Raw genomic sequence first — 21656 nt, forward strand, 5'->3', positions numbered from 1 at the left:
CTGTTGGCTGCGTATATGCAGGTAGTGGAGTACGGCTTGGTATTTGAAGTGTAATGTATATTTGCTCATAAAAAAACTGCACCTTGTGAGTTGGAGGGGATGTGTCCAACTTTTGGGGTGCAGTTCAGTTTTCAGACGACCTTTTTACTTCCTTAACACTTTACCTGACGCGTTTTACCTGCCCGACTGTGCCCACACGTTTTGCAGGTAGGCGTAGGTCAGCTCGGCGGTGCCGGACACCAGCGCGATGTCGCTGCCTAAGTCTTCGGCTTTACCCACGCCGATGGGCAGGGCGCCGGAGGCTTTGATGGCGGCTACTCCTGCTGCGGCGTCTTCGATGCCGATGCAGCGGCGGATGTCCGCGCCCACGCCCTCGGCGGCGGCGAGGAAGATGTCGGGGGCGGGTTTGGAATGCGCGACGGCGGCAGGGTCGGCGACGGCGTCGAAGAAGTGGGTCAGCCCCATGCGTTCCAGCAGGAACGGGCCGTTTTTACTGGCGGACGCGAGGGCGATTTTTTTGCCGTTTGCCCTCAATGCTTCCAGCAGCGGCAAAATGCCGGGGTACACGTCTTCGGGTTTGACTGCCTGAATCATCTCGACGTAGTTGTCGTTTTTGCGGCGGGTCAGTTCGGCGAACTCGGCTTCTCCGACGGTTTTGCCGCCGTGCGCGAGGATGCGTTTGAGCGAATCGTCGCGCGACACGCCTTTGAGCTGCTCGTTAAACTTGCGGTCGATGCTGATGCCCAGTTCTTCGGCGAGCTTTTTCCATGCGCGGTAGTGGTATTCGGCGGTGTCGGTGATGACGCCGTCGAGGTCAAACAGGACTGCGGTAAAAGTCATTTTTCGTCCTCCTTATTTTTCCAACGCGGCGGTATGGCTGCCGTTAAGCGTGATGTCTTTGCCGTACACCTGCAATTCGAGCGGCTCGCCTTTGAGCAGGGTGAAGACGACGTTTTCTTTGCCGACGGCGACTTTAATTAGACGGCCGCGGTAGTTGATGTGGAAGGCATAGCCTGTCCACGCACTCGGCAGGAACGGTGCGAAGCTGAGTTTGCCGCCCCAGGTTTTCATTTGGGCGAAACCTTGGACAATGGCGAGCCACGAGCCGGTCATGGAGGTGATGTGCAGGCCGTCTTCGGTGTCGTTGTTGTAGTTGTCCAAGTCCAGGCGGGCGGTGCGCTGGTACATTTCCACGGCTTTTTCTTCTTTGCCCAGTTCGGCGGCGAGGATGGCGTGGATACAAGGCGACAGCGAGCTTTCGTGCACGGTCATCGGTTCGTAGAAGTCGAAGTTGCGGCGTTTTTCGTCCATGTTGAAACGGTCGCCGAAGAAGTAGATGCCTTGCAATACGTCCGCCTGTTTGATGAAGGGCGAACGCAGGATTTTGTCCCACGACCATTTCTGGTTGAGCGGCAAATCGTCGGGCGAAAGCGCGGACACGGGGCGGATGTCTTTATCGAGGAAGCCGTCGTGTTGCACGAATACGCCGAGTTCTTCGTCATGCGGACGGTACATATTGGCGCTGATGTCCGCCCATTTTTCCAGCTCGGCGGCACTCACATTCAAATCCGGACGCGGATATTTCGCCAAGGCTTCGCGGGTGTAGTCCAATACCCATGCGGCGAGGGTGTTGGTGTACCAGTTGTTGTTGATGTTGTTTTCGTATTCGTTCGGGCCGGTTACACCGTGAATCATGTATTTGCCGTTGCGTTTGGAGAAGTGGACGCGGTCCGCCCAGAAGCGGGACACTTCGACCAAGACTTCCAAGCCTTCTTTGGCAAGATAGCTTTCGTTGCCGGTGTAGTTGGTGTAGTTGTAGATGGCATAAGGAATCGCGCCGTTGCGGTGGATTTCCTCGAAGGTGATTTCCCATTCGTTGTGGCACTCGATGCCCGTAAACGTCACCATCGGATAGAGTGCGCCCGCCAAGCCCTGTTCGCGCGCGTTGTGCTGCGCCTGCGGCAGTTGGTTGCGGCGGTATTGCAGCAGGTTGCGGGTAACTTCGGGTTCCGCCAGTGCGAGGTAGAGCGGCACGGCGTAGGCTTCGGTGTCCCAATAGGTCGCGCCGCCGTATTTTTCGCCGGTAAAGCCTTTGGGGCCGATATTCAGGCGCGCGTCTTCGCCGTAGTAGGTGGAGAACAGTTGGAACAGATTGAAGCGGATGCCCTGCTGCGCTTCGTCGCTACCTTCGATGACCACGTCGGCGATTTCCCAACGGTGCAGCCAGCCCGCTTTGTGCGCGTCCAACAAGGTTTCGAACGCAACGCCTGCGACTTTTTCCGACAAGGCGCGGCCTGCGGCTTTCACCGCTTCCAAGCCCTGATAATCGCGGCTGGTAGTAACAATCACGCGTTTTTCAAAGGTTTCGGGCGTGCCGCCGACTTCGGCTTCAAAAGAATTGGAGACCTGCCAGTCGGTTTGGCTGCCGCCGAGGGCTTTGAAGCTGCCGGCGAAGGTTTGCTCGGCGTTGACGATGAATTGTTCCACGCCGAAGGGATTGGCGACGGTTTGGGTGGCAATGTAGGAGCGGTCGTCTGAAACGCCTTTGTCCAATACCTGCCAGAATTTTTCTTCGTAGTTGGAGTCTTCGTTTTTCACGTCGGCGTCGATGATGGAATCGATGCGGACTTGGTGGGTTTTTCCGTCAACGGATACGGCTTCCCAGCGGATAACCGCCAGTTCTTTTTGCGCGACGGACAGGAATTTGCACACATCGAAACGTACGCCGAATACGGTGAACGAGCGGCGCAACACGCCGTGCTGCATATCGAGTTCGACGGAGAAGCCGGCAACATCGTTTTTCGCCAAATCCACTTCCTGCCCGTCAACAAAGATTCTGACTTTGCTGAAATTGAGCGCGTTGATGGCTTTGCCGAAATATTTGGGGTAGCCGTTTTTCCACCAGCCGACGCGGGTTTTGTCGGGGAACCACACGCCGGCGATGTAGGTGCCCAAGTGGCTGTCGGCGGAATAGGTTTCTTCAAAGCTGCCGCGCATACCCATATAGCCGTTGCCCAAGCTGGTCAGGCTCTCTTGCAGCCGTTTGTGTTCTTTTTCCAGTTTTGCCGAACGCAGCGTCCAAGGGCTGATTTCCATGATTCTTGTATACATCGTAAAGCTCCTGTTTTGATGGTTTTATGGCAAACCGTTTTGGAATACGGTTCGTCTTATTCAATCGGATAAAGCGTCGGCAGAAGTTTCAGACGACCCTCCTGCCGATAAATGAAGAAAATTATGCGCCGCCGCGTGTTTCTTTAATCAGGAACACGGAAAACGCGCCCAGCAGCAGGGCGACGCCCCCTACCAAGAACATATTGGCCTGCAACTCGCCCAGCATCGGGAACAATTTGACGGTCGACAGCGAAGCGACGATTTGGGGCATACAGATGGAGCCGTTGAACAAGCCCAAGTAAGTGCCCATGTGTTTGCCCGACAAGGCGTTGGTCACAATCGTCAGCGGATAAGTGATGATGCCCGCCCAAGCGATGCCGATTAAGGTGTAAGACAACACCAGCGCGTATTGGTTACTGATGTAGCAAACGGAGAAAAAGCCGAGCGCGCCCAAAGCCAGACAGCTGAAATAACCCGCCTTATGGTATCGGTTGGGGATTTTTGCCAATACAAACGAACAAATCACTGCCGCAACCGACTGCACCGCCGCCAATACACCATACCAGTTGCCCGCTTCCTGATAGCCTACGGAAGACGCATTGGTCGCATGCCAGACGTTTTCCGCAATCGCGCCTGTGGAATAAATCCACATATATTGGAAGGCGAACCAGCAGAAAAACTGCACCAAAGTAACCGTCCAAAACGCCTTAGGCGCGGTTTTCAAGAGTTCGATCCAGTTGGTCTTTTCCTGATTCGCCGCCACATCTATGCCGTGGTAGCGGGCGTAGGTCTCCGGATCGTATTCCTTCACTTTGAAAATCGTGAACGCGCTGGTAATCACCAGCAACGCCGCACCCACATAAAACGCCACGACCACGGTCTGCGGCACGACGCCTTTCTCGGCAGTGTTCGCCAAACCGATATACGCAAACACAAACGGCAGAATCGCCGCCAAAACCGCGCCCGTATTCGCCAAGAAGCTCTGAATCCCGTAGGCGTAGCTTTTCTGCTCCTCATTGACCATGTCGCCAACCATCATCTTAAACGGCTGCATCGCCATATTCGACGACACGTCCAACAGCGCAATCATCAGCGCGCCAAACGACAAAGCCGCCAGAGACGCATAGCCGAAGCCGAAGCTGCCCGAGTTCGGCATCAAAATCATCACGATGACCGCAATCAGCGTGCCGTAAAGCAGATACGGCAGACGGCGGCCGCCCAAGTGCGGCTTCCAAGTGCGGTCAGAGTAATGACCGACAATCGGCTGTACCAGCATCCCCGCCAACGGCGGCAGGATAAAGAACCAGCCGAGGCTGTGCGGGTCGGCGCCGAGCGTCTGGAAGATGCGGCTCATCTGCGAACTTTGCAGGGTAAAGGCCGTCTGAACGCCGAGAAAGCCGAAACTGAGCATCCAAATCGTGCTTTTCGGCAGCGAGGGCAAGCCCTGCCGCGTAGGTTGCGTATTGTCCGACATGAGGTAGTCCTTTCGTTTTTTTGTAATAAAACCGGTTTCGGTAAACATCATCGATCGATGGATACCGATAAAAGGGGCGTGTTGTGACAGCGCATGATGTTGAGTTGCGCGGGTCAGGGGTCGTCTGAAAACGAAGACAGAAGACGTTTTCAGACGACCTGATGTCCACATCACACTAAGCTATTTTTTAATCAACAGTTCGGGCAATTCAGCCCCATCGGTGCAATTTCGGTAACGCAGGCAGCGGTTAAACCATAATCATCGTTATGATGAAGTCGGTTTGGGAGAGGACATCCGGCTGCGAAACGGTAAGAAATTGTTTAAGGAATTCAATTAAAGAGGAGGCGTCCTTACTTGGATAACAGTCGGATAAAACCATTTTCTGCGCTTGTCACGGATAGAAAGCGTAACGTTCAAACATTTGTTTTCAGACGGTTTTGAGTAACGTGTCATCAGTAAAAACGCGCAGGGGATATTGTCGGAAGAGTAGGGTGGGCGCGATTTGCTGAGGGATGGTATTGTTGTTGTGAAGCATCTGGTATAGATAAGCGGGGTCATTATGTTTTAAAACATACATGCTGGCAAGTGGCTATAAGTACCATAGTTGACTATCCGCAAAGTTTGAGTGGAGAAGCAAAGAAACGGCTTGCAAGCTGTTTACTGATTCGTCCTATTTTCCGTAGGGTATATCAGGAAGTCGGCAGAGAGTTTGGAGGTAGGGTATACAGGTCGTCTGAAAACGGTTCATCCTGTTTTCAGACGACCTTTTTTGACAATGTGATACACTGTCATTCTGACGACATAAATTATAGTGGATTAAATTTAAATCAGGACAAGGCGACGAAGCCGCAGACAGTACAGATAGTACGGAACCGATTCACTTGGTGCTTCAGCACCTTAGAGAATCGTTCTCTTTGAGCTAAGGCGAGGCAACGCCGTACTGGTTTAAAGTTAATCCACTATATCGATGCAAAGCCAAACGCTTCAGGAATACAAATTGAACATCCTCATCACTTCTCCCCGAGCGCCCGTTGCGCTGGAATGGGCGCGGTTCGCCAAACGCGGCGGGCATCAGGTTGTGTTTTGCGACAGCCTGCATTTTCCGGTCGGCATTTTTGCCGGATTGGGCGGATACCGCCGCATTCCCGCGCCGCGTTTGGATTTCGCCGGCTATGCGCGTGCTATGACGGAATTGGTGGCGCAGGCGGATTGTGTGATTCCGACCTGTGAAGATATTTTTTATTTGGCGAGGCTGGATTTGCCGGAATCGGAGCGCGCCAAATGTTGGATGCCCGATCATGGAACGTTGTTCACCCTGCATGACAAATTCCGTTTTTTCGAGCGGATGCCGCAGGATACGACGGTGCGTTTTCCGGCTACGCGCCGAATTACATCGGTCGGCGAGGTCGGATACGACAGCGTGAAGAAAACGGTATTGAAGCCCGTTTATTCGCGTTTCGGGCGTTCCGTAATACGCGGCGTAACGGAGGGTCGTCTGAAAAACATCCATATCAGTGCGGATTATCCTTGGGTGCAGCAGGATTTCATTACGGGGCAGGGGGTGTGTAATTATGTGATTTGCGAACACGGCAGCGTGTTGGCGCATGCCGCCTACCGCCCGCGCTACCTGCTCAACGATTCGGCATCGACCTATTTCGAGCCGCTTTCCGACCCGCGTTTGGACGAATTTGTGACGAAATTTGCCGAGCAAAACGCGTTTCACGGACAGGCGGCTTTTGACTTTATCGATGACGGAAACGATTTGTGGCTGTTGGAATGCAACCCCCGCGCGACCAGCGGCCTGCATCTTTTACGCGAGGATTTGATATTTGACGGAGCAGGGCGCTTGCAGCAACGGAAACACAACGCGCCATCCAAACCTTTACGGGTCGGCGCGACCTTGCCGTTGCTTTTCGGTTATCGGGCTTGGAAAGAGGGAAAATGGACGGCGCTTTGGCAGGACTTCCGCCGAGCCGATGATGTGATTGCCGATTTGCCTTTCTATGCGCAATGGCTGGCATTGGGCGAGATGATGTGGCGCAGTATCCGGCATCATAAGCCTTTAACCAGCGCCAGCACTTTCGATATTGAGTTTGACGGCGATGAAAACTGATCTGTCCCACGAATTTGCGGCATTGTTCCGAGACATTCCGCTGCAACGCCTGTTTGCCAATATGAATGTCCGCGCCGAGGTTTTGAATATCGACGGTTTGGATATTCCCTGCACCGTCATCGACCGGATCACACCTAATTGCTATACCGCGTCGCCGCATTCGGCAATCGTGGATTATGCGAGGGACGAGTTGGTCAAGCTGCCCGGCGGGCAGCGTATGCTTGCGGCCGGTTTGTTGTCGGCGTTAAGCGGCATTCTGCGGCTGAATCAGATTGACCGTATGGTGACGCTGAACAATTATTGCCTCTCTACCAATAGCTTCTCTGAGGCTTTTCAGACGACCTCAATGTCGAAGCTGACCCAAGCCGCCGTCGCAAAATGGCCGAAACATGCTTTGTCCGTCCGTTCGCTGAATCCGCGCCAACATAAGGATTTGATTGAACGGCTGGAACAGCTCGGTTGGAAAATGGTTGTGACGCGGCAGGTTTACATTATGGACGATTGGCAGGCAGTCATGGCAAAAACCAATACCAAACGCGACCGCAAGATATTTAATGACGGACGTTATGTTTTTGAGCGCTTGAGTGCCGACAGCCCTGATGCGGATTTTGAAGCGGCGGTGCATTGGTACAACCGCCTGTATCTGAACAAATATTCCAAGCAAAACGTACAATTTACCGCTGAATTTATGCGCGAAGCCGTATCGCGCAATATCTTGAATTTATTTCTACTGTGTGACGGCAAAACCGGTGAAAGTGCCGGAGTATCAGGCGTGGTCATCGACAGCAATACCGCTACTTCGCCCATCGTCGGCTACGATGATGTCAAGCCGCAAAGTGATGCCTTATACCGCCGCTGCATGACGCGTTCCATGCAAACCTGTATCGAAGCGGATGTCCCTTTAAATTTCAGTTCCGGTGCGCCCGATTTCAAAAGGGTACGCGGCGCAGTACCTGAAATCGAATATATGGCGGTCTATACGTCCCATCTCCGACCTGCGCGCCGGCTTATTTGGAAGCTGTTACACGCATTGAGCCAGGGGTATTACAAAAAAATCCTGATTAAATACAAACTGTAAACATAAATATTGAACTTAAAAAACGGAGTACATCATGAAAAAAACGTTTTTACTCATCTGCCTTGCCGCCACTGCGGCCGCATCCGCCGAAACGATATCGTTGGAAGTATCGGGCAATCCGGCATTCCGTCAATATTCCGCAAATGCAAAGGTAGAGCCTGCGTTCAAATCCATACAAAACGAATGCGGTGATTTTGCCGTTGCACCTGTTTCGCTTTCCCCGAAAAAGGACACCAAATATTTCGTCGCAGTCTGCACAATGGGCGGCAGCGCATCGACAGAATTCCAAATCCTCTCCAGCGGACGCGGCAAATCAAAGGTCTTGTTGGAAGACGGAGGTTATGGAATCAATATCTTGCCGAAACAACATAACGGCTTGCGCGATATCGCCGTTACAGAAGGCAATGCAGGATATTGCACCGAAACGCGTTACCGCTTTAATGGAAAAGCCTACCGTCCCTATAAACGTAAGAGCTGCCTAGGTTAATCCATGCTGTAAGTTTCAAAAGAGGTGTATCAACATGAAAAAGTTGATTCAACATCACAATCAAATAAAACGACACAAACCATGAACATAGAAAAAATGAAACGTGCTTGGTATCCGTTGATACCGAGCAAGCAGCTGAAAGACAAACCCGTTCATCGCGAATTGTTGGGACAGCAGCTGGTATTGGTACGGCTGAACGGACAGGCAGCCTGTATGGATGATTGCTGTCCGCATCGACATGTGCCGCTGAGTGCGGGCAAAATCGTTTCAGGCAAACTCCAATGTTGTTATCACGGCTGGGAGTTTGACGCGCAAGGCAAAGTTTTGACTGTTGTCGGCGGGATGTGTGCTTGTGAAGAAGCTGAGAGTGTTCCTACGTTTCCATGCCGAGAGTACGACGATTGGGTGTGGGTTTGTCTGGTTTCCGATATTCCTTTTGAACCGTATGCCGATTTTGAAGCGCCGGAAGGTTTTGAAACCGCCAACGCCGTCCGATATATGGAAGGCGATTTTATCCACGCCATCGAAAACTTCCTCGACCCGACCCATACGCGCTATATCCATGCCAAACTGCTGCGCAACAACGGCAGGCAAAGCATGCAGATCAGCCAGAGCCACCATGAACGTGGTTTCGTGACGCATTATCGTCTCAATCAACAGCAAAATGGATTGATTAACAAGCTGTTCGACAAAGGCATTACCGTTAACGATGCGGCATTTACCTTCCCGGGTTTGGTGCGTATCGATTACTTCACGCCGAACAGTCATGAATATCGGATTTCCGCCTTTTTTATCCCTCAAAACAAGGGCAGTATGGGCTTAAATGTCCGAGTCCATTTCCCTAAAAGCCGCTTTCCTTTGCCCATCAAATTCCATCTGTTCCGCCCGTTTCTGGAACGGCTGATGGTTCAGGATTCCGCCGTTATCAAAAAACAATACCATCATCACAAAGAACATTATGCGAATAGGCCTTATTGCAGCACCACCAATGATTTGGTGATTGATCATTTGCTGCATCTCTTCTTGGAAAACATGCCGGAGGGCATAGACAAAACGGGAGAAGTGAGTTTATAGAGAATGCGAAACTGGAGGAGGAGGGTGGTAGCCTGAGGGTCGTCTGAAAACAGTGTAAAACGGGTTTCAGACGACCCCTTCTATAAAAACTGTCAACAATTTTCATTAATATATTCCGAATGCCCGAATATTTATTTTATAAAAATCAATACTCAATCTTTTCGGTATTCGGATAATGTTAAAAGATGAAAGATTTTGTCTTGATTGAACAGGCGGTTTGCGTTATCGTTTGCATTCTTTCATTCATAAACTCTGTGTTTCATTCCAATTGATTGGACAGTCTGACTGTCGCCGTGTTCCTTCAATGCGCGTACCCTAAACCGCTGCTTGGAGGGCTTGCATTACAGGTGCTGTGGCGAGGCGGGTTGCCCCTATTGGTTTGAAGCCGTATAAAAGAGGTCATTATGCAATTATCAGGTGCACAAATCATAGTGCAAAGTCTCAAAGCCGAAGGTGTAGAGTATGTTTTCGGCTATCCGGGCGGCGCAGTCATCGAAATCTACGACGCTATTTTCCAACTCAATAAATTCAAGCACATCCTGACCCGACACGAGCAGGCGGCGGTACACGCGGCAGATGCGTATGCGCGCGTCAGCGGCAAAGTCGGCGTCTCGCTGGTTACTTCCGGTCCGGGCGTGACCAATGCGCTGACAGGCATTGCCACCGCATACAGCGATTCGATTCCGATGGTGGTCATCAGCGGACAGGTCGGTAATTCGCTCATCGGTACGGATGCGTTTCAAGAGGTGGATACGGTCGGCATTACCCGTCCGTGCGTCAAACACAATTTCTTGGTAACCAACGTCAACGAGCTTGCCGAGACCATTAAAAAGGCATTCCAAATCGCCGCCAGCGGCCGACCCGGCCCGGTCGTAGTCGATATTCCCAAAGATGTAACGCAGGCGATGGCAAAATTCAGCTATCCGCAGGAAGACATCTTTATCCGCTCTTACCAACCTGTCGTACAAGGCCATATCGGGCAGATTAAAAAAGCCGTCCAAATGTTGGCTTCCGCCAAACGTCCGGTCGTTTATTTCGGCGGCGGCGTGGTATTGGGCAATGCTTCGGAAGAGCTGACGAAGTTTGTCCGCATGATGGGCGCACCATGTACCGGCACACTGATGGGCTTGGGCGCATATCCTTCAAGCGACCGCCAATTCTTGGGTATGCTGGGTATGCACGGTACTTACGAAGCTAACCTCGCTATGCAAAACGCAGATGTCGTGTTGGCTGTGGGCGCGCGTTTTGACGACCGTGTCGTATCCGTTCCGTCTAAATTCTTTGAAAAAGCCAAAAAAGTTATTCATATTGATGTTGACCCGTCCAGCATTGCCAAACGCGTCAAAGTCGATATTCCGATTGTCGGCGACGTGAAAAACGTGTTGACCGAAATGATCGGCTTGTGGGGTAAACAAGATACGACTCCCGCGTCCGATTCTTTAGACAAATGGTGGAAAAGCATCGAAGAATGGCGTTCGCGAGACTGTCTGTGGTTTGACAACGACAGCGAAATCATCAAACCGCAATATGTCGTGCAAAAACTTGCCGAGATCACCAACAACTCCGCCATCATCACTTCGGACGTAGGGCAACACCAAATGTTCGCAGCGCAATATTATCCGTTCGAACGCCCGCGCCAATGGCTTAACTCCGGCGGCTTGGGTACGATGGGTGTAGGTTTGCCGTATGCGATGGGCGCGAAACTCGCCGCTCCCGATCAAGACGTGTTCTGTATTACCGGCGAAGGTTCGATTCAGATGAACATCCAAGAATTGTCCACCTGCTTCCAATACCGCATTCCGGTAAATGTCGTTACCCTCAACAACGGCTATCTCGGCATGGTTCGCCAATGGCAGGAGCTGTATTACGGCAACCGCGAATCGGAAACCTATTTCGATTCCCTGCCCGATTTCGTCAAACTGGCGGAAGCATACGGACACATCGGCATCCGCGTGGACAAAAAATCCGATGTTGAAGGCGCGCTTTTGGAAGCGGTCAAACAAAAAGACCGTCTGGTATTTATGGACTTCTTGACCGATAAAAAACAAAACGTGCTGCCCATGGTCGGCAACGGCAAAGGTTTGGACGAAATGGTCCTGCCGCCGCATATGCGCGAAAACCCGAAAGCGTAAGGAGAACGACAATGCGACATATCTTATCTGTTCTGATGGAAAACGAATCAGGCGCGATGAGCCGCGTGGTCGGTCTTTTCTCCGCTCGCGACTACAACATCGACTCTTTGGCAGTAGCTCCGACCGAAGACAAAACCCTTTCACGCATGACCATTGTTACTCATGGCGACGAGCAAGTCATCGAACAAATCACCAAGCAACTCAATAAATTGATTGAGGTTGTCAAAGTGGTCGATTTGAACGAAAGCCGTTTTGTCGAACGCGAATTGATGCTGGTAAAAGTCCGCGCCATCGGTAAAGACCGCGACGAATTTTTACGGTTGACCGAAATCTACCGTGGCAGCATCATCGACGTAACCGACCGCAGCTATACCATCGAAATCACAGGCTCGACCGACAAACTCGACTCCTTCCTCGAAACCGTCGGACGCGCCCAGATTTTGGAAACCGTACGCACAGGCGCAGCCGGTATCGGCCGCGGCGAGCGTATTTTGAAAATTTAACGCCGTCAGGTCTTCAGACGACCCGATAGGTCGTCTGAAAACAGAAACGGCAGGAGAGATTGATGTCAAACATTAAAATCGTCGCGCTGGTTACCGTCAAACCCGAATACACGGAAACGCTGAAACCCTTGTTCCAAAGCCTGGTCAAAGCCAGCCGCGCGGAAGAAGGCAACATCAGCTACGATCTGCATCAGGAAATCGGCAAACCCGAACGTTTCGTCTTCGTCGAAAATTGGAAATCTCAGGCGGCCATCGATGCACACAACGCCAGCGAACATTTCCAAGGCTTCGTCAAAGCCATCGACGGAAAAACCGACGCACTCGAAATCGTTTTGATGGAAGAACTCTCCGTTTAACCCTTTACCCTCAATCCAACCGTCCGGCATCCTCAACACACAGCCGGAATCCATTTTACCCAAAGGAAATCAAATGCAAGTTTATTACGATAAAGACGCCGACCTGTCCCTGATCAAAGGTAAAACCGTCGCCATCATCGGCTACGGCTCGCAAGGCCACGCCCACGCGGCCAACCTGAAAGATTCAGGTGTAAACGTAGTAGTCGGCCTGCGCCAAGGCGGTTCTTGGAAAAAAGCAGAAGCGGCCGGCTTCGAAGTATTGTCCGTAGCCGATGCCACCAAAAAAGCAGACGTGGTGATGATTCTGCTGCCCGACGAAAACCAGCCTGTTGTGTACAAAAACGAAATCGAGCCTAACCTGAAACAAGGCGCGGTACTCGCTTTCGCACACGGCTTCAACGTACACTACAACCAAATCGTACCGCGTGCCGACTTGGACGTGATTATGGTTGCTCCCAAAGGTCCCGGCCACACCGTACGCAGCGAATTCTTGAAAGGCGGCGGCGTACCTTCCCTGATCGCCGTTTACCAAGATAAAAGCGGCAAAGCCCGCGACATCGCCCTGTCTTACGCAGCAGCCAACGGCGGCACCAAAGGCGGCGTGATTGAAACCAACTTCCGCGAAGAAACCGAAACCGACCTCTTCGGCGAACAAGCCGTGTTGTGCGGCGGTGTGGTCGAACTGATCAAAACCGGCTTCGAAACCCTGACCGAAGCAGGCTACGCGCCCGAAATGGCCTACTTCGAATGCCTGCATGAAATGAAGCTCATCGTTGACCTGATTTACGAAGGCGGCATTGCCAACATGAACTACTCCATTTCCAACAACGCGGAGTACGGCGAATACGTTACCGGCGTGGAAGTCATCAACGACAAATCCCGCGAAGCCATGCGCAATGCCCTCAAACGCATCCAAACCGGCGAATACGCCAAAATGTTCATCCAAGAAGGCGCCGTCAACTATGCCAGCATGACCGCACGCCGCCGCCTGACTGCCGACCACCAAATCGAAAAAGTCGGCGCGCAACTGCGTTCCATGATGCCTTGGATTGCCAAAAACAAACTGGTTGACTTGGACAAAAACTAATTCAATTCAGCCATAAGAAAACCTGCCCGATGATTCGGGCAGGTTTTTTGTTACGTTGAGATTTTGAGAAATTAAAAATTCCGGTAGAGGAAAGGTCGTCTGAAATATAGTGGATTAAATTTAAATCAGGACAAGGCGACGAAGCTGCAGACAGTACAAATAGTACGGCAAGGCGAGGCAACGCCGTACTGGTTTAAATTTAATCCACTATACGAATTGAGAATTTCAGACGACCTTTGGCTTGAGTTGGAAGTTATAGTGGATTCAGTTCAAACCAGAACATAGCGACGAAGCTTTATCTGTGGTTTGTAGTGTTCTTTTTTATTAACGAATTTCAGGTCCGAAATCGGCTATGATAAATTCTTGAACAATCATGACCGTGCAGTTGTCTTTACGTTTTTTCATAAAAAGCAGTTTTGCCTTTGCCGGAGCGGGTAACGTAAGAATGGATATGTCTTTACCGTCTAAATGGCCGATAAAGCTGGGGCTGCCTGCGAACTCTTCATAGTTTGTAGGTGGTAACGGACAGCGATTATGGTGAAGTTCAAATTCAAGCTGCTTCATCTTGCCTTTTTCAGACGACCATTCAGCAAACGAAATACTGCGGATACCGTATTGTTGATGGGGTTGTTGGTTAACATGGTATGTGCTGTTGAACTGCTTGTCGTTTTTTATCGTATGGTTAACAGTTCGATTGATTTCATGCGCCAACTCGGGGATGTCAATACTGCGACCGATTTTATCCAAGTCAATAAAACTGCCATCGCGGGCAGCTTCTACCAAAACCTTAGACAAAGATTTATCGTACATACGCATGGTTTCCATCGTATCAGCCTTGGCGATATTGACAGATGTAAGCAATGCGCAAAATATCAAAAAATGAGATTTCATTATAAATCCTTGTTATTAAATAGAGTTTAAGAATAAAACAAAATTGTCTGCATAAAAGATGGGATATTATAAGGTATACCAATAATTTATTGAAATTTTCCCAACATTATTTTTCTTATGTCTGAAAAACTTTTTGATGAATTATTTTTAAGAGCTATATAAATTTCATCATCAATTTTGTTTTGTGTTAATACCATATCTTCAATATATGGAATAATTTGTTCACAGTTGATTGAGATTAGGTAGGCAGCTATCTCAATATAAATATATGATTCTATGCGAGAATGGTCTAATCTGTTTTCTTTTAATGCATACACAATCCAAGAGATAACTTTGGGGTGTCTGCTATTTAAATTTTTTATTAGATATTCTTCAATATAATCCCTTTTGGGAAAAATGCAGAGCTGAACGCAGTAGCAATAACAATAGAATATCTATGTATTTGCCAAATTAATTTAATTTTTTCTTCTATTGCGCAGAATTCTTCCTCTCCTAAATCATAATGGTGAAACAAATGCCCTAAAGAGGATATCGCTGAGGATTTTACGTTAATGCTTTTATCGTTGTTTATAAAATGAATTAAAAGAGATAAAACCTCTTCAAGTTCGGATTTATCAAGCTTATTTTGAATTTGTCCGAGAATAAAAACAGCAAGTTCCCTATGCCGACTATACTGGCTTGTTAAGAGAACATTTTTAACGATGTCTTTGATTTCACGATATCGGAAAAATTGCAATCTTCTAGCTGCTTCGTATTGAGTTTGAGTATTAGAATTCAACAGGATATTGAGTAATTCAGTAGATGATAAATCTTTACATGCCAAATAAGCATCAAAACTCATAGAATCGTTATTTTTCATATAGTTTGCCTTGTCTTGTGTCTAATGCAGGGGGCTATCTTGAAAAATGTGATTTGATTTCATGAGTTTTGGCATTTATATGAATCTCGATAATTCCATGTCCCCCTCTGCGATGAGGATTTAATATTTGAGGAGAGTAGGTAAAACATAATATTTGTTTTCTGTTTTATCAATGTAAGTGCTGCATGATATATTGTAGTCGGAGATATTTAATCCTTTAGCCTCTATTTCTTTCATGGAGAGAAATAGAGGTTGGGAATATTCTTTTTCTATTAATAGTTTTTTACCCGAATATCTGTAAATTTCAAAAGAATCAGCCATAGTATTTTGCGGTATAAAGAATATAAAGAGTAAAGTAATCAGATATTTTTTAAGATTCATTTTTAGCATTAACTCGATAGGATTTAAAATCGAAGGAACCAAGTTTCATGGTTTATAGCAAGCTGTTGGATCAGCAGATGTAGGTTGGGTCGTGACCCAACATTCAGGTTTTTGTTGGGTTTGCCAACCCAACCTACGCTTGCTATTCAAAAGAATTGCAACTTATTAATACAGTTCAATAAAATATAATAAACACATATAATAACTAAAGACAAAGTTATCAAGGAATTTGGCAAATATGGAAAAGATTGAGAAATTTAAATCTGAATTATTGGATAACATCTTTGAGTACATTCAGTGTATATCCATTTTTGTCTATAAGAAAAAGATATATTATTTGATTGATTATAAGGAAAATTTTGAATTAAACGCAAAAATATCTTTTGATATTTATCTAAGAGAAGGAATTATAACCAAAGAACAATATAATTATGATTATAAGAATTACCGTAATGGTATCTGGCAGTTAACAAAGGACAATTTCGAAAGCTATCTTCAATCAGATTCGGTCGTCGTACTGGAAAAAGATGAATTGATGGCACTGATGTTACAGGGATTTACTTCTGATGAAGCGGTAAGGTTATATTCCGTTGTCGAAAATAAGTTGTCGTACAATGAACCTATCTCGGATTCTGGCCAACAAAGTGATTTCTTAAAAATCAATCAGATTTCTTCGAGACTGCCGTTGTTTTATATTAATTTTGATACGGAAGTTTACCTTCATATGGATTGGGACAGATGTCATGAAGATTATGTCTATGATGGTTGGTTTTCTAAGGCAATGGACTTTGGGTATTTGATACCGGACGAATTTTGTTATTGGAAAATTGAAGGACGGGATTATTGGAAATTTCAGCAATTATAAAAATAAACAAACGATACAAGTCGTAGTCTGCCCAAAACTGAAGGTGGGGGCTGAGGCACGCACGAGGTTCAACAAGTGATATTTCGCATCATTTGATAAAAGGTCGTCTGAAAGCCGGAAAAACGTTTCAGACGACCTTTGTTTAATATGGTGTCTGTAATTGATAATTAGCCTGCATGCGTACTACACTCTTATAACTCTTCCGAATCTGAAAGATCCTCAAATCCAACAACATCATTATCGTGGTAGTTGATTAAAATGCCGTATGGCTCGGCAATAGGGAGCTGACTTTCTCTAAATATAATATCCCAATCTTTTGTTTTTTCATAAAACATAAACTCCGGAAAAGAAATCAATTCTTTGGTTTCGTCTAATTTATCTTTGTAATGATTAAATCCAAGTTGTTTGGGTTGGGTATATAGAATATTTCTTAAGAATAGTTCAGTTTTTACTTTGATCTGAGAAAAGTTATTCATTTTGTTTTGAATAAAGTTAAAATCTATTTCCCCTAAATTAAATGGTTGACTGACTTGAATAGAGAAAGATATTTCATCAAATTTACCTTGAAGAAAAGATATGTTTGTTGTTTCTTCAGTAATAAGGGTCAAGTTGCCCAGTGGGGTATGGAATTTACCCATATTAGCGTCCTCTATAAGATATTAATTTTTTGATTGTTTAATATTTTTCATTGCATTGGAAAGTTCTATTGGTATGGGTATATCATGTTCACTTGAACGTGAAATTTTTAGCAAATAGCTATGTAGAATAAATTCAAAATCAGAAAATATTTTTAATTTGATTAGGCAACATATTTTTAACTCTTGGATTTTTAAGTCTCGCCAATTTTGATGACTGGATAGTTTTGAAAAGTAATTATCTGGAATTTGCTCTATCATATCAAGGCAATGATTAAATTCCTTTAGGTCATAATAAATATGTGCTAGGTAGGCTTTGGCAAACATAGCATTTTCAGAATCAGAAGTAGCCTTTTTAAGGGGAATTTTTGCTTGTTCTAAAAGAGAAATTCTATTTTTATCTTCTGATAGACTAGCTTTTAAATATAAGTTATATCCTAAAAGATATGGGTAATTATCTAAATTTAATAAATTATTTAGAAGATAATCTATCAGGATTAATTTTGTTCGATTCTCCTCAGTCAATTCGATTACCTCAGTTATTACATAAGGATTGTTAGTTGATATTGAGTCTAAAGGGGAGTCGATATATTCCAAAGCATTCATAATATTAACTTATGGTTGTACTGTTTTCTTATAGTATATTCTCTGTTAGTTACATATTTTGCTATTGAATCATTCACTTACTTTACGTCGATAATCGTAGGTCAGATCCCTGAAACCGTCATTTTGTATCTAACAGTTGTGCAAGATAGGGTCGTCTGAAAATCGTTTCAGACGACCTTTTCTTCACTAGCCTCTACCTTGCTATCATTCTTTCTTTCAAAGTCTTCAACACACTTTTCACCGTCTTAATTCTTATCTCCACATCCTCCATCTGAGCCGTAAACTTCAACTTATCCGCTCCAGCCAGCCGATATTTTTTATCTGTCTGAATCAGCAGGATGATTTCTGTCGGGTCGATTTGGTGGTGTTTACCGAAGGTAATGGTGACGGCTTCGCTGGTCGCGTCGATGGCGTCTATGCCCAATTCTTTTGCGGCGAGCCGCAGGTGGTGGCTTTCGATGAGGGTTTTGACGGGTTGTTCGGGCAGGCCGAAGCGGTCGACGAGTTCTTCGTGTATGGCGTTGATTTGCTGTACGGTTTCGCAGACGGCGAGGCGTTTGTAGAGGACGAGCCGTTCGTGGATGTCGGGGCAGTAGCTTTCGGGCAGCAGGGCGGGGCTGTGCAGTTTGATTTCGGTGGTGATGCCCAGCGGTGCGTCGAGGTCGGGCTGGCGGCCTTTTTTGAGGTCGCGCACGGCTTGTTTGAGCATTTCGGTGTAGAGCGTGAAGCCGACCTGCATCATTTCGCCGGATTGTCCTTCGCCGAGGATTTCGCCTGCGCCGCGGATTTCCAAATCCTGCATGGCGAGGGTGAAACCTGCGCCGAGTTCGTCTGCCGCCGCGATGGCGTCGAGGCGTTTTTCTGCGTCTTTGGTGATGTATTCGGGTGTGAGCAGGTAGGCGTAGGCTTGGTGGTGGCTGCGGCCGACGCGCCCGCGAAGCTGGTGCAGTTGCGCCAGTCCGAATTTGTCGGCGCGGTTGATGATGATGGTGTTGGCGTTGGGGATGTCGATGCCGGTTTCGATGATGGTGGAACAGAGCAATACGTTGAATCTTTGCTGCAAAAAGTCGCGCATGACTTGCTCCAGCTCGCGCTCGCGCAGTTGTCCGTGCGCCACGCCGATACGGGCTTCGGGTAACAGGGTTTCCAGACGCTCGCGCATGTTTTCGATGGTATCCACTTCGTTATGCAGGAAAAATACCTGCCCGCCGCGTTTAAGTTCGCGCAACACGGCTTCGCGCACGCTGCCTTCGCTGAAGGGTTTGACAAACGTTTTCACGGCGAGGCGGCAGCTGGGTGCGGTGGTAATCAGCGAGAAGTCGCGCAGGCCTTCGAGCGCCATACTGAGGGTGCGCGGAATCGGCGTGGCGGTCATGGTGAGGATATCGACATTGGCGCGCAGGCGTTTGAGCTGCTCTTTCTGACGCACGCCGAAGCGGTGTTCTTCATCGATAATCACTAAACCTAAGTTTTTGAATTTGATGTCGTCTTGCACCAATTTGTGCGTGCCGATAACGATATCGACCGTGCCGTCCGCCATGCCTTCCAACGCGGCTTTGGTGGCTTTGCTGTTGTTGAAACGCGAAAGGCTGGCGACTTTCACGGGGAAATCGGCAAAGCGGTCGGCAAAGTTTTGCGCGTGCTGCTCGACCAGAAGCGTAGTCGGAGCGAGTACGGCGACCTGTTTGCCGCCCATCACTGCTACAAACGCGGCGCGCAGGGCGACTTCGGTTTTACCGAAGCCGACATCGCCGCACACAAGGCGGTCCATAGGCTTCGCCTGTGTCAGGTCTTTAATCACGGCGGCAATAGCGGCGGCTTGGTCTTCGGTTTCTTCGTAGCCGAAGCCGTCGGCAAACGCCTGATAGTCCAACTCGTTGATTTCAAACTTGTGTCCCGATTGGGCGGCGCGCTGGGCGTAGAGATTGAGCAACTCGGCGGCGGTGTCGCGCGCTTTTTCGGCGGCTTTGCGCTTCGCCTTGTTCCACGCGCCGCTGCCAAGCTTGTGCAGGGCGACGTTTTCATGCGCCTGACCGGAGTAGCGGCTGATTAAATGCAGTTGCGAAACAGGTACATAAAGCTGCGCTTCGCCCGCGTATTCGAGCAACATCATTTCGTTGGTTTCGCCGCCCAAATCCATCGTTACCAAGCCCATATACCGCCCGATGCCGTGTTCCTCGTGCACGACGGGATCGCCGATATTGATTTCAGCAAGGTCGCGCAACAGGCCGTCTGAAACGGCGGCGTGTTTCTTGCGGCGGTTGTGGACGCGCGAACGGGCGACGTATTGGTAGAGCTCGGATTCGGTGATGACGGCGATGGCACTTTGAGCGGCAACCGCTTTGCCCTCTCCCCAATCCTCCCACACGTGGGAGGGAGCAGGTTGCTGTCGGATTTGCCCGTGCAGACTACTTTCGACGGGGTGCAGGCTGCTTTCGGTTTTCAGGTCGTCTGAAACGGCGGCGGCACTTTGTTCCCTCTCCTGAGGGAGAGGGCTAGGGAGAGGGTTTGTTGCGGCTGCGGAAAATTCGGTTTGGTCAGCAACCGTTTTGCCTTCTCCCTCGGAGGCGGGAGTGGGTTGTTGTTGGTTCAGGGATTGCGGCCCGCCCAGTTTGAATCCGTATGCCAACGGCGCGACTGTAATCATCAGCGGCTCGTGTGCCGATAAAAAGCCCTGCCAGTCGGACACAGGTTTGGCTTTCAAGCCGTTTTGCTGCAAGAAGCCGAGCATGGTTTCGCGCCGTCCCAAGCTTTCGGCACACAGCAAAATCCGCCCGTCAAAGGTCGTCTGAAAATCCTTCAATGCCTGCAAAGGTTCGTCGGATTGGCGGTTGACGGCAAGGTCGGGCAGGATGTGTTCCTTGCCGGAAACATCGGGCAGCACTTGTCCGTAGTTTTTCAGACGACCTGCGAACACATCGGCAGAGAGATATAAATGCTGTGGAAGCAAAGGCGGATAGGTTTCATCGCCCTGCGCCATGGCGTAACGCGATTTGACGTCGCTCCAAAAGCGGTTTGCCTCGGCGTGAACGTCGCCCAAAGAGACAAACAGCGCATCTTCGCCGATATAGTCAAACAGCGTTTCCAGCTCGTTTTCAAAAAACAGCGGCAGATAATATTCCACGCCCGCGCCGAAGTGGCCGTTGCTGACGGCTTTGTACACGGCGGCATCGTTCGGATTGCCATCGACTTCCTCGCGGAAGCGGCTGCGGAAGATTTTTTGCGCCTCGCTGTCGGTGGGGAACTCATGCGCCGGCAGCAGGCGGATTTCGGAAACGGGGGAGATGGTGCGCTGCGTGTCGGTGTCAAAGGTTTTGATGCTGTCGATTTCATCGTCGAACAAATCGATGCGGTATGGCATCTCGCTGCCCATCGGGAATAAATCGACAATGCCGCCGCGCACGGCAAATTCGCCCGCGGCGACAACATGGGAAACATGGTTGTAGCCCGCATCCACCAAATCGGTTTTCAGACGACCTATATCCAAAGTCTGCCCCGTTTTCAGCCAAAACGTGCGCCCCGCCAGAAATAGCACGGGCGGCAGCTTCTGCATCGCCGTGGCAACCGGCACGAACAACACGTCCGCCGCGCCGCTCTTAATCTGCCACAACGCCGAGAGCCGCTCCGACACCAAATCCTGATGCGGCGAAAAACGCTCGTAAGGCAGCGTTTCCCAGTCCGACAGGAACACCGCTGTATCGTGCGGACGGAAAAACCGCCATGCCGTCTGAAGGCGCAACGCCTGTTCCGCATCTTGGGTCAGCACGACTTTGAGCCGCTTATGCGGCAGATAACGCGCCAAAGCCAGCGGCAGCGAGCCTTGCGAAAGATTGAGCCAACGGGATTTTTCACGGGGTTTGGGGATAGGGTAGTTCATGGCGTAGGGACAATGGCTTGCGGCAGCCGGAAAATTTTTCGGGCCGCCGTAGTGGGTTGTAAAAGCGGGATTTTAGCAGATTAAAAGCGGGTATAAGGAGTGGGATGGCTTGGGTGGTTTTCAGACG

The 21656-nt window shown here is 49.0% G+C and carries 17 protein-coding genes and 1 pseudogene; 10 read left to right on the forward strand and 8 right to left on the reverse strand.

The features are described 5' to 3' along the window. Positions 1-174 precede the first annotated feature (174 nt). The 3 genes from pgmB to AAG834_RS04380 all read right to left on the reverse strand — a co-directional run bounded on the left by pgmB (position 175) and on the right by AAG834_RS04380 (position 4585). A complete protein-coding gene (gene pgmB, locus AAG834_RS04370) occupies positions 175-840 on the reverse strand; it encodes a beta-phosphoglucomutase (protein ID WP_342031378.1) in 666 nt (221 codons plus the stop codon). 12 nt (positions 841-852) lie between these two features. After that, positions 853-3111, reverse strand: coding sequence for a glycoside hydrolase family 65 protein (locus tag AAG834_RS04375; protein ID WP_342031379.1), 2259 nt, complete (start codon positions 3109-3111; stop codon positions 853-855). Between the two features lie 121 nt (positions 3112-3232). Next, positions 3233-4585, reverse strand: coding sequence for an SLC45 family MFS transporter (locus AAG834_RS04380; protein WP_070513755.1), 1353 nt, complete (start codon positions 4583-4585; stop codon positions 3233-3235). Positions 4586-5582: 997 nt separating this feature from the next. On the opposite strand from AAG834_RS04380, the gene AAG834_RS04385 reads away from it, so the two are divergent. The 9 genes and pseudogenes from AAG834_RS04385 to AAG834_RS04425 form a co-directional block, all read left to right on the forward strand. After that, positions 5583-6698 (forward strand): carbamoyl-phosphate synthase large subunit, encoded by a 1116-nt coding sequence (locus AAG834_RS04385; RefSeq protein WP_342031380.1) that lies wholly within the window; start codon positions 5583-5585, stop codon positions 6696-6698. Beyond that, positions 6688-7776 carry a GNAT family N-acetyltransferase gene (locus tag AAG834_RS04390; RefSeq protein WP_342031381.1) on the forward strand — a complete coding sequence of 363 codons (1089 nt, stop codon included), beginning with the start codon at positions 6688-6690 and terminating at the stop codon, positions 7774-7776. The genes AAG834_RS04385 and AAG834_RS04390 overlap by 11 nt, the downstream gene beginning before the upstream one ends. A gap of 34 nt (positions 7777-7810) precedes the next feature. Further along, a complete protein-coding gene (locus AAG834_RS04395) occupies positions 7811-8263 on the forward strand; it encodes a hypothetical protein (protein ID WP_342031382.1) in 453 nt (150 codons plus the stop codon). An 81-nt stretch (positions 8264-8344) separates the two neighbouring features. Next, positions 8345-9337, forward strand: a complete 993-nt coding sequence (locus tag AAG834_RS04400) for a Rieske 2Fe-2S domain-containing protein (protein ID WP_342031383.1) — start codon at positions 8345-8347, stop codon at positions 9335-9337. Positions 9338-9741: 404 nt separating this feature from the next. Next, entirely contained in the window at positions 9742-11469 is a 1728-nt protein-coding gene (ilvB, locus tag AAG834_RS04405) for a biosynthetic-type acetolactate synthase large subunit (protein ID WP_342031384.1), read from the forward strand. Between the two features lie 11 nt (positions 11470-11480). Beyond that, positions 11481-11972, forward strand: a complete 492-nt coding sequence (ilvN, locus tag AAG834_RS04410; protein WP_049230419.1) for an acetolactate synthase small subunit — start codon at positions 11481-11483, stop codon at positions 11970-11972. Positions 11973-12034: 62 nt separating this feature from the next. After that, on the forward strand, positions 12035-12328 hold the full coding sequence (locus tag AAG834_RS04415) for a putative quinol monooxygenase (RefSeq protein ID WP_003674893.1): 294 nt from the start codon (positions 12035-12037) through the stop codon (positions 12326-12328). A 73-nt stretch (positions 12329-12401) separates the two neighbouring features. Further along, the gene (gene ilvC, locus AAG834_RS04420; RefSeq protein ID WP_003755457.1) at positions 12402-13415 is read left to right on the forward strand and encodes a ketol-acid reductoisomerase; all 1014 of its coding nucleotides are present in this window, start codon (positions 12402-12404) and stop codon (positions 13413-13415) included. Positions 13416-13511: 96 nt separating this feature from the next. Continuing rightward, positions 13512-13628, forward strand: a pseudogene (locus tag AAG834_RS04425) (IS5/IS1182 family transposase); the annotation flags it as partial. A 111-nt stretch (positions 13629-13739) separates the two neighbouring features. Here the strand turns inward: AAG834_RS04425 and AAG834_RS04430 are convergent. Both AAG834_RS04430 and AAG834_RS04435 read right to left on the reverse strand, forming a co-directional pair. Beyond that, on the reverse strand, positions 13740-14306 hold the full coding sequence (locus AAG834_RS04430; protein ID WP_342031385.1) for a hypothetical protein: 567 nt from the start codon (positions 14304-14306) through the stop codon (positions 13740-13742). 361 nt (positions 14307-14667) lie between these two features. Next, entirely contained in the window at positions 14668-15165 is a 498-nt protein-coding gene (locus AAG834_RS04435) for a hypothetical protein (protein WP_342031386.1), read from the reverse strand. A gap of 619 nt (positions 15166-15784) precedes the next feature. Here AAG834_RS04435 and AAG834_RS04440 point away from each other — a divergent pair. Beyond that, positions 15785-16411: a hypothetical protein gene (locus AAG834_RS04440; protein WP_342031387.1), complete on the forward strand. Its 627-nt coding sequence runs from the start codon at positions 15785-15787 to the stop codon at positions 16409-16411. Positions 16412-16602: 191 nt separating this feature from the next. Here AAG834_RS04440 and AAG834_RS04445 read toward each other — a convergent pair whose 3' ends face one another. From AAG834_RS04445 to mfd, 3 genes are all read right to left on the reverse strand, one after another. Then, a complete protein-coding gene (locus tag AAG834_RS04445) occupies positions 16603-17049 on the reverse strand; it encodes a hypothetical protein (protein WP_342031388.1) in 447 nt (148 codons plus the stop codon). 21 nt (positions 17050-17070) lie between these two features. Continuing rightward, positions 17071-17652 carry a hypothetical protein gene (locus AAG834_RS04450; protein ID WP_342031389.1) on the reverse strand — a complete coding sequence of 194 codons (582 nt, stop codon included), beginning with the start codon at positions 17650-17652 and terminating at the stop codon, positions 17071-17073. Positions 17653-17845: 193 nt separating this feature from the next. Beyond that, positions 17846-21529 (reverse strand): transcription-repair coupling factor, encoded by a 3684-nt coding sequence (gene mfd / locus AAG834_RS04455; RefSeq protein WP_342031390.1) that lies wholly within the window; start codon positions 21527-21529, stop codon positions 17846-17848. Positions 21530-21656: the final 127 nt, after the last annotated feature.

The organism is Neisseria sp. Marseille-Q2251 (assembly GCF_940793045.1).
Lineage (GTDB): Bacteria > Pseudomonadota > Gammaproteobacteria > Burkholderiales > Neisseriaceae > Neisseria.